This window comes from Schleiferilactobacillus harbinensis DSM 16991, assembly GCF_000425885.1.
Lineage (GTDB): Bacteria > Bacillota > Bacilli > Lactobacillales > Lactobacillaceae > Schleiferilactobacillus > Schleiferilactobacillus harbinensis.
Window position 1 is genome coordinate 1 of record NZ_AUEH01000073.1, and the last position, 9304, is coordinate 9304.

A 9304-nucleotide genomic window follows, 5' to 3' on the forward strand; every position below is an offset into this window, starting at 1 on the left:
TTTTTTGCCAAAAAAGCCAGGAACCACGCATGTTTAACGTGATTTCCAGCTTTCAAGTTTCAGTTACTATGACTATGACAATCCGAGTTCGGACCCAGTACCGGTTAGCGATGAGGCGGGGCCAAAACAAATATATGTCGATCAGCATAGCGGTTTAGCAGTGAAGGTGACTAACCCCAAGGGTGTTAATGTGCAAACGAATAGTCAAGGAAAGGACGTAATGACGCGACCATTAGATGGAGAAGTATGGCACTACGAAGGTACTTTGAACGGTTTGCCATTGGCTGATGCAACAGTCCAGTTACGTCAGCCGCTCACGCCAACAATTGACCTGTCCACCCCGCGTTATATCTGGCTGAACCGCAGTGAAGTTAAGGCACCGCGGAAACGGGACACGAATGTCGGAACGTGGCGGGATCCACTTGGTGATTACACCGAGAATCAATTAACTGGCCAAATTTCATCAACACTGGCCAAGCAGGATGTGGTGTCATCGTCATTCAATGCCCCGGGCACAACGCACAGCATTGCGGCCAATTGGGCAGATGACAATCCCCAGGGGGATCCCAACAAGCCAGGACAATTCTCAGTCGACAAGGATAAAAAAGCCAAAATGTATTATCAGATGCCGCCGCAAAAGGCACCAAAAAGTACATTTTTCCGAGGAAAGGTCAAGGTGCAGAGAACGCAAGCAATTGAGACTTCCGCCGATATTACCATCCCGACTACGGTTGCCGGCACAGCAGAAGATTATTATTTTGTCCTCCTGAATAATGATACCCCGGATGAAATGTGGTACACGATGAAGAAGTCCTTCGTCGAGACCGGCGATCCAACGATTCATTTCATGGATGGCAAAGAGACCAAATTTTCAATTGCAGCGACGGTGGACCCCAACGGTAAAGGGGTGGGCAAATATCCCCAAAATTTGATGTTGTACATTCCTAAGGTAAAGGGAACTAAATTGACCAATGTACGGGTTGCGGCGCCGACTGGGATGACGGTGAAGGCAGTCCCAGCAACCATGCAGCCCAATCAGTTGTCGGCGATTACAGACTACTTTGACACTTACCAGCTCACCTTTAATCGGGCAGTGGATAAGCCGTTTAGTTATACTTATGAATATGAGGTAACCAAGGCGGCTGACATTCCTCGGGATGAGCCGTTCCAGGATATGCTGATGAGTGATACCCAGGCCTTGGCGATTTCCAACGGCCTCACTTTTGACGACCTCAAGGCAGTGAACTTGCACCACGTACCGAGTCTGGACTTCAAGAAACAGCCGGCCCCGGGAAGCAATGGGGCGATCTATGCGTTACCGGCAGAAAGTCTGGAGGAATCGTACTTTCAAGTGCGGGATAACGACCAGAGCATTGGCAAAACGCCGCATTCCTGGACGCTCACTGCGGCCATGTCGCCGTTCGTGGCCATTGGGGCCCAGGACCGGGATGACTTTAGGATTCATTGGGGCGGTCCATCAGTTACCAAGACCGGTCCGGTCGAGGGCAAGCCGGATGGCTATCACAACCCCACCGACCGCACCGTTTTCCCGGCCGGCAACCCGGCACCCAATGACTTTTGGAACTACTATAACCACCAGGCGGCGTATGTAACGGCGAATGACACGCCGACGGTATGCTATACACTGGATCGGTTGACCGAACCCGATGCCCAGGCGGCGGATTTGATCCGCTATTATCCAGAGGCCAAGCTGCAAGTGCCGACTGGCACCGGCGTGGTGCAGGATACGCAATATAAGGCGACGATTACGTATACGCTGACGACACCGGATTCGACGTTGAACTAACCAGTGACACCCCAGTTGTATATAAAAACACCGTTGATCAGTGGGAAAATCAACGGTGTTTTTATATCGTTTTGTGGGACATTATGGAGGCTACAGGGCTCGAACCTGCGACCCCTTGCATGTGGTGCAAATGCTCTCCCAGCTGAGCTAAGCCTCCAAAAACCAATAACAATAACTACTATACAACTCATCAGTGAAATTGCAACCCAGTGGGACAAAATTTCACCTTACTCCGCCGGCTTTTTCCCATCTTCAGGGCCACTTTTCGGATCATGCGCTGCATGCCACGCTTTGATCTGCGCCAGCCGCGCCGCAAACTTGGCCTCCGACCCCTGATCCGTCGGGTGGTAGTACTCGTGACCCACCAGATTATCCGGCATCGTCTGCATGGTGGTCAGCTTATCCTTAGTGTTATGCGCATACTGGTAGTTCTCCCCATAATGCAAGTCCGCCATCAGCTTGGTCGGTGCATTGCGGATCTGCAGCGGTACCGGCTCAGCGGTGGTGGCCAGGGCGTCTTTCTTCGCGGCATCATAGGCCGTGTAAGCCGCGTTGGACTTCGGTGCCAGACTCAAATAGATCACGCATTGCGTCAAGTTCACCGTACACTCCGGCATGCCGATGAAGTGGGCCGCCTGGTAGGCCGCGACGGCAATCTCCAGCGCCCGGGAATCGGCCAGGCCCACGTCTTCACTGGCAAACCGCACCAGCCGGCGGGCAACGTATAATGGGTCCTCACCGCCTTCCAGCATCCGCGCCAGCCAGTAAATCGCGGCGTCGGGGTCGCTGTTGCGCATGGACTTATGCAGAGCAGAAATGATGTTGTAGTGTTCTTCGCCTGTTTTATCGTAAAGCAGAGATTTCTTGCCCAATAACGGGACGAGTGTCTCCTTGGTTATAGTAACCCCCGCTTTATTCCGGGGACTGTTCAGCACCGCCATCTCCAGCGTGTTCAATGCCACCCGGGCATCGCCGTTGGCAAACTCCGCCATGATCTGCAGTGCATCCTTACTAATATGCACATGCTGCTTGCCCAGCCCCGCCGGACTGGTGGCGGCGCGCTGGATGATCGTCGCGATATCATCTGTGGTGAGGGGGTGGAGGACAAAGACTTTCGCTCGGGAGAGCAGGGCGGAATTGATTTCGAAGGACGGGTTCTCGGTCGTGGCGCCGATGAGAATAATGCTGCCTTTTTCAACGTAGGGCAAAAAAGCGTCCTGCTGCGCTTTATTGAAGCGGTGGATTTCGTCTACAAAAACGATCGTCCGGTCGCCGTATTGCCGGTCTTCCTCGGCCGTTTTCATCACCTGCCGGATTTCCTTGATGCCGCTGGTCACCGCACTGAAATGAATGAAGTGCGCCTTGGTCTGTTCGGCAATGATTTCGGCCAATGTCGTTTTACCCGTTCCCGGTGGTCCCCAGAAAATCAGGGAAGGCACATCGTCATGGTCGATCATGTCCCGCAACGGCCCGTTTTTACCCACCAGCTGATCCTGACCAACAAAATCCGCCAAAGTCCGCGGCCGCATCCGCGCCGCCAGCGGTTCACGGGCTTCATTGATGGAATCGAATAAGGATGACATGGGAGTGGCTCCTTTCTAATCAAAATTGAGATGCATCCTGAATTTTTCGGCGTGTCGAGTGCCAATGCGGAGCAATCGGAGGCAGAATGGGCTCAGCTGTGGAAACCACACGGCGGCTTTGCCGCCGATGTGGTTAGGCGTTTTTGAGACAGCGGTCTTTGCTGGCTCAAACCGCCGTCACAGCTAACTACGCCTAGCGGCTTCGCACTTGCTGCGCGTCGCCAGCCCAATTCTGCCGGAGATTGTGCAGCATTGGTACGGGTGCGGAAGCACAGAACTGTTTCTACGCCACTTTTCTGAAAATAACTTTGAAATAACACCCTTAATCCCTTAAAATCAATAAGAATAAATTCCCGGGAGGAAAACATGCGTGCATAAAATGCCGTTTCGTAACAAACCGCCGGGCACTGCCATTGCCGTCCGTCACTGAACAACACATACCCGGAGGTAATTGCAATGCCTGATACAGCCAAGACGAGGTCCCACTATATTCCGTGGATCGTCGTCGCGTTAATGGATTTTGTGACCGTCATTGGTTTCGACGATATTATTTATAACTTTCAGAATCAAGGTCTCGTGGCCGTCACCAGCTGGGTGCTGATGACCTTTCTCTACGTGATTCCTTATTCCTTAATTGTAGCGCATCTGGGCTCGACGTTCAGCGCCGACGCTGGCGGGATTACCAGCTGGGTGCGGGAAACCAATGGGGACCTGATCGGCTACTTCGCCGCCTGGTTCTACTGGATCACCGGCCTGCCCTACGTGGTGGATGTGGCCAATTCCGTGGTCGTGTCCTTTGGCTGGATGGTCAATGGGGACGGGGATATTCAGTCCCACATGACCAATGCCTGGTTCGGCCTGCTCACGGCAGTGGTATTCGTGCTCTTCATTTGGTTCCAAAGCCGCTTTAAGAACAAGTCGCTGGAGATCATGTCGGTGGTCGGCGGCGGGGCGATGTTCATCATGACCGTGCTTTTCGTGTTCATGACCATTGCCGGGTTGACGGCGGGCAATCCGATCAAGACCCAGCCGTTCAACTTTGGCGCATTTTTACCGAAACACTTCAATCTGCAATTTCTCGCTACCTTCGCTCTCTTCATCTTTGCTATGAACGGGTCGGAGCTGGCGGCGCCGTATACGGCGGACATGAAGCACCCCAGCCGGGATTTTCCCAAGGCCTTGAAGATGATCGCCGTGATGACCATGTTCATGACCCTGCTGGGGACGTTCTCCCTGGGGGTGTATTTCAATGCCCACCACTTGCCTAATGACTTGAAGATGAACGGGTCCTACTATGCCTTCCAAGCGATTGGCCGCCAGTTCGGGCTGGGCAACATCCTGCTCTATCTGTTTGCCGGCGTCCAATGTATTTACATGCTGGCCCAGCTGGCGGTGATTCTGGACGCGTCCACCCGGGTTTTCCTGGGGGATATGGCCAAAAAATATATGCCCACGCAGCTGACGAAAGTCAACGACGCCGGCCTGCCGATCAACGGCTACTGGATGACGACGATTCTGTGCGGCATCATCATGGTCGTGGCCGGCTTTCTGCCTCAAATCAACGACATCTTCAACTGGCTGCTCAACCTGAACGGGATCGTCTCACCATTCTCCACCTGCTTCCTGTTCTGGGCGTTCATGATGGTCCGACTGCATTCTGATCGGTATCCGACGCCGAGTTATACGTATTTGAAAAACGACAAGGTCGGCTTCATCGTCGGCCTGTGGATGTTTGCCATCACGCTGTTCTTCGCCATCATGGCCTTCCAACCGGTGGACGCGAAACCGGGCACGCGGCTGTATACCTGGTCGCTGATCCTGAACATCCTGGTGACCCAGGGGATGGTCCTTCTAGGCGTCCTGATGCCTTGGATCGCCAAGCGCCAGCGGCAGCACGGTTTGGCGTTTGGCCGGCCGATGTGGTATCTGGCCACCGTCATTCTGGTGGTCGGCGGCGTGGCCATCTTCAGTTACGGGATTTATCAAGAAATCGTCCCGGCCAGCTTCGGGATTTGGCGGATCGTCATCACCGTGCTGGTGGACATCGCTGTGGCCTGGTGGGGATTGAAAGTGACCGCCAACGGGCGCAAGCAGATAATTGCTGAATAGCAGGAATTAAATAACACCGGCGGCTGAAAATCAGCTGGCCGGTGTTATTTAATTACCTGATTATTTGGCCCAATCACCGTTGCGGAATACGGGAATCCGCGTCCCGTCGGCCTTGATGCCGTCAATATCCATATCGGCACTGCCGACCATGAAGTCCACGTGGACTAAACTGCGGTTGAGGCCGGCAGCCCGCAATTGGTCGTCGGTCATGGCGGTGCCGCCGGCAACGGAGAAGGGATAGGCCGCGCCCAGCGCCAGATGGTCCGAGGCATTTTCGTCAAACAGCGTACTATAGAAAATAATGCCGGATCGCGAAATGGGCGAGGGGTCCGGCACCAGCGCAACTTCGCCCAGAGAGCGAGCGCCGGCATCCGTTGCCAGCAGCTGCTGGAGCACGGTGTCGCCCTGATCGGCATGGGCCTGGACGACTCGGCCGGCTTTGAACTCGAACCACATCCCGCTGATGGTCTGGCCGCCGTAAACCAGCGGTTTGGTGGCCGTTACCCGGCCATCAATGCGGGTCCGGTCGGGGGCGGTGAAGACTTCCTCGGTGGGCATGTTCGGAACGAAGTTGTCGCCCTCGGGGTTTTGCGCCGTGGCTGCCTCCCAGACGTGGTGGGCCGGCAGGCCGATGGTCAGGTCGGTACGCGGTGAGGTGTAGTGCAGCGCGGTGAATTGCTGCTGATTCAGCCACTGGGCGCGGGCTGTGAGATCGGCAATGTGCCGGTCCCAGGCGCTCTGGTAATCATCTTCAGTCAAGCGGACCGTTGTGAAAATCGCTTCCCAGAGTTTCTGTGTCGCGGCAGCGGCGCTGAGATCAGGGAAGACAACTTGGGCCCAAGCGGGGCTAGCCGCGGCCACGACGGTCCAGGAAATATCATTATTTTGCACCGCATCCCGCCACGGCCGATTGATCGCACCCAGGGCCTGCTGGTATTTGGCGGCCTTCTCTGAATCCACCCCGTGCAGGGCATTGGGATCCTGGGAAACGACCGAGATCCGTTTGGCCTTGTGCTGCAGCCAATAACGGACCTTGGCCGATTGGTAGCGGGGGACAGCGACCAGCCGTTCCGTTGTTTCGTGCAGCAGGCGCTGGCGGGTAATGGCGTCGTCGTGCCATTCCACCAGGACTTCCGCCGCCCCAGCGGCGTAGGCCGCAGCGACGATTTTCTCCGTCAGCACCGTCTGGTCGGTACTGATTCCCAGCAAAACGGTGTCGCCCGCCTTGATCTGGACACCGTACTGGACAATGAGGTCTGCATAGCGGGAAAGCTGTTCAGAAAAACTATGGGACATACAAATTCCTCATTTCTAAAATAACAGATTTGTGTCACTCAGTATAACACAGCCGTGGGATGGCGGCTGGTTAACAGAACGGCCAGAATTTTTCGCGAAAAAGAATAGTTAAAAAACGTTTGTTAATTGTGCACAATGTGATAATATAACGGTGGAGGAAATTGCAACAACAGACCGAATTTTATAAGTCGGCTTTTCCGTTCACCTCGGACGTGTATGCAACGTGTGAAAAATAACGTGGTATTGAGTAAGGAGGCGCACCATGGCACGTAAGAAGACAATAACTCGCGAGATGATCCTCACCAGTGCCTACGACCTTGTCGTGAGTGAGGGATTCAAGAGTTTTACGGCCCGGAACATTGCCAAGGCAATGGGTTGTTCGACCCAACCGCTGTACCTGGAGTTCAGCTGCATGGATGATTTGAAGCGGGCAGTGATCGACAAGATCCAGGATTACCTGCGGTCCGACGTGTTTAACCGGCATTATACCGGCGATCCGCTGATCGACTTGGCGTTATCTTATATCGATTTGGCCAAGAATGACAAGCAGCTGTACCGGGCCATTTATATCGAGGATCATTTCGGCCACGAAGCCATGCGGCGATTCTGCTATGAATTGGGCATGGAGCGGCTGCAGATGTATCCGGAGATCCAGCAACTGTCGGAACGCCGTAAAAAAGACATCATTACCGGTAACTGGATTATTTCCACCGGTTTATCCGCCTTGGTTTCGGCCGGCTACTTGGATATTTCTCAGGATCAGATGGTCCAGATCCTGACGGCCCAGATCAATGATTTTATCGCCAATGATCGGTTCCACAGCAACGATAAGACCCCGGTGCATCAGACTTTGACCCGGACCAGCGACACGCGGGTCCGGCCGCAGATCAACATTCGCTAATCTTTTTGGGGACACTTGGGAGATCAAAGCGCCGTACCAGCTAGGTATCACTTGGCTGGTACGGCGTTTTGCTATACCTTGGCGCCGGCCGCAACTGCTGTATAATGGAGAAGAAATCAAGAGTAACGTTATCGGAGGTTTGTGGATTTGGCAAAAGTAAAAGTAATGACGGTGTTCGGCACCCGGCCGGAAGCCATCAAAATGGCGCCGGTCGTGCTGGCGCTGAAGAAACGCACCGCAGATTTTGATACGGTCACCGTGGTCACCGGTCAGCACCGGGAGATGCTCCAGCAGGTATTGGACATCTTCAAGATCGTCCCGGATTACGACCTGCACATCATGCACCAGAACCAGACGCTGGCGGATATCACGACCCGGGTGTTAGAAAACCTGGGGGCGATCATCGTCAAGGAAAAGCCGGACATCCTGCTGGTCCACGGTGATACGACCACCACCTTTGCGGCGGCCATTTCAGCCTATTATCAGCAGGTCAAAGTGGGCCACGTAGAGGCTGGTTTGCGGACGTGGAATAAGTATTCCCCGTTCCCAGAAGAAATGAACCGCCAGCTGACGGATGTTTTGGCCGACTTGTATTTTGCGCCGACCACGACCAGCCGGGATAATCTATTGAAGGAGAATCATCCCGCGGAGCACATTTTCATCACCGGCAATACCGCCATCGATGCGCTGCATTATACGGTCCATGACGATTATCACCACGCGGTGCTGGATCTGGTGGATCCTAAGAAGCGGATGATCCTGGTGACGATGCATCGGCGGGAGAACCAGGGCGAACCCATGCGCCGGGTCTTCAAGGTGATGCGCCGGGTGATCGACAGCTACGATAACGTCGAGATCGTGTACCCCGTGCATTTGAGCCCGGTGGTCCAAAAAACCGCCCATGACATTCTCGGCGATGATCCCCGGATCCATTTGATCGATCCGTTGGACGTGGTGGACTTCCATAATCTCGCCGCCCGCAGCTATTTCATCATGAGCGATTCCGGCGGTGTCCAGGAAGAGGCCCCGTCTTTGGGTAAACCAGTCCTGGTCTTGCGGGACACCACCGAACGGCCGGAAGGGGTGGCCGCGGGTACGCTGAAGCTGGTCGGCACGCAGACTGATAAGGTGGAACAGGCCATGCGTCAGCTGCTGGATGACCCGGCCGAATATCAGCGGATGGCCGACGCCAAGAATCCGTATGGTGACGGGCACGCCACTGAGCGGATCCTGGACGCGATTCTGTATTCCTTTGGCGAACGGAAAGAACGTAAGCGGTCGTTGAAATAGGTGTGAAGACAAAAATGGTGCAATCCTCTATCATGAAGATTGCACCATTGCTTTACCCGCTGTTATTCGTGACAGAACGCCTGCACCTTCGGCGCCCACGGCAAATAGTCCTGCAAGGCGACCATGTCGCCGGGAGCCGGCAAATTAGGCACTGTGTCGAATAGATAGTTGAAATATTTACTCGGATCGAGGTGATTAGCCCGTGCTGTCGTGAGCAGACTAAGAATGACCCCCGCAGCCGTCGCGCCGCGTTTGCTCTGCGAAAACAGCCAATTTTTACGACCGATGACCAGTTCTTTGACGGCGCGTTCGGCCCGG

Annotated in this window: 7 protein-coding genes and 1 tRNA gene; 4 read left to right on the forward strand and 4 right to left on the reverse strand. The window is 54.5% G+C overall.

The genetic code is table 11. The features are described 5' to 3' along the window. The first annotated feature begins 220 nt into the window (after positions 1–220). Entirely contained in the window at positions 221–1807 is a 1587-nt protein-coding gene (locus H627_RS0114735) for a hypothetical protein (protein WP_027829539.1), read from the forward strand. An 84-nt stretch (positions 1808–1891) separates the two neighbouring features. On the opposite strand, the gene H627_RS0114740 is transcribed toward H627_RS0114735, so the two are convergent. Together H627_RS0114740 and H627_RS0114745 are read right to left on the reverse strand one after the other, a co-directional pair. Further along, a tRNA-Val gene (locus tag H627_RS0114740) sits at positions 1892–1964 on the reverse strand. 70 nt (positions 1965–2034) lie between these two features. Further along, complete coding sequence (locus H627_RS0114745; RefSeq protein WP_027829540.1) at positions 2035–3390, reverse strand: replication-associated recombination protein A; 1356 nt, start codon at positions 3388–3390, stop codon at positions 2035–2037. A gap of 456 nt (positions 3391–3846) precedes the next feature. Between H627_RS0114745 and H627_RS0114750 the strand changes: the two genes are divergently transcribed. Next, positions 3847–5499, forward strand: a complete 1653-nt coding sequence (locus H627_RS0114750; protein ID WP_027829541.1) for an APC family permease — start codon at positions 3847–3849, stop codon at positions 5497–5499. Positions 5500–5559: 60 nt separating this feature from the next. Here H627_RS0114750 and H627_RS0114755 read toward each other — a convergent pair whose 3' ends face one another. Then, the gene (locus H627_RS0114755) at positions 5560–6795 is read right to left on the reverse strand and encodes an aminopeptidase (RefSeq protein ID WP_027829542.1); all 1236 of its coding nucleotides are present in this window, start codon (positions 6793–6795) and stop codon (positions 5560–5562) included. A 262-nt stretch (positions 6796–7057) separates the two neighbouring features. Between H627_RS0114755 and H627_RS18645 the strand changes: the two genes are divergently transcribed. Together H627_RS18645 and wecB are read left to right on the forward strand one after the other, a co-directional pair. Further along, positions 7058–7696 (forward strand): TetR/AcrR family transcriptional regulator, encoded by a 639-nt coding sequence (locus H627_RS18645; RefSeq protein WP_063515374.1) that lies wholly within the window; start codon positions 7058–7060, stop codon positions 7694–7696. Positions 7697–7843: 147 nt separating this feature from the next. Continuing rightward, positions 7844–8986 carry a non-hydrolyzing UDP-N-acetylglucosamine 2-epimerase gene (gene wecB / locus H627_RS0114765; RefSeq protein ID WP_027829543.1) on the forward strand — a complete coding sequence of 381 codons (1143 nt, stop codon included), beginning with the start codon at positions 7844–7846 and terminating at the stop codon, positions 8984–8986. Positions 8987–9048: 62 nt separating this feature from the next. Here wecB and H627_RS0114770 read toward each other — a convergent pair. After that, a partial coding sequence (locus H627_RS0114770; RefSeq protein WP_027829544.1) for an IS66 family transposase occupies positions 9049–9304 on the reverse strand: 256 nt, incomplete at its 5' end.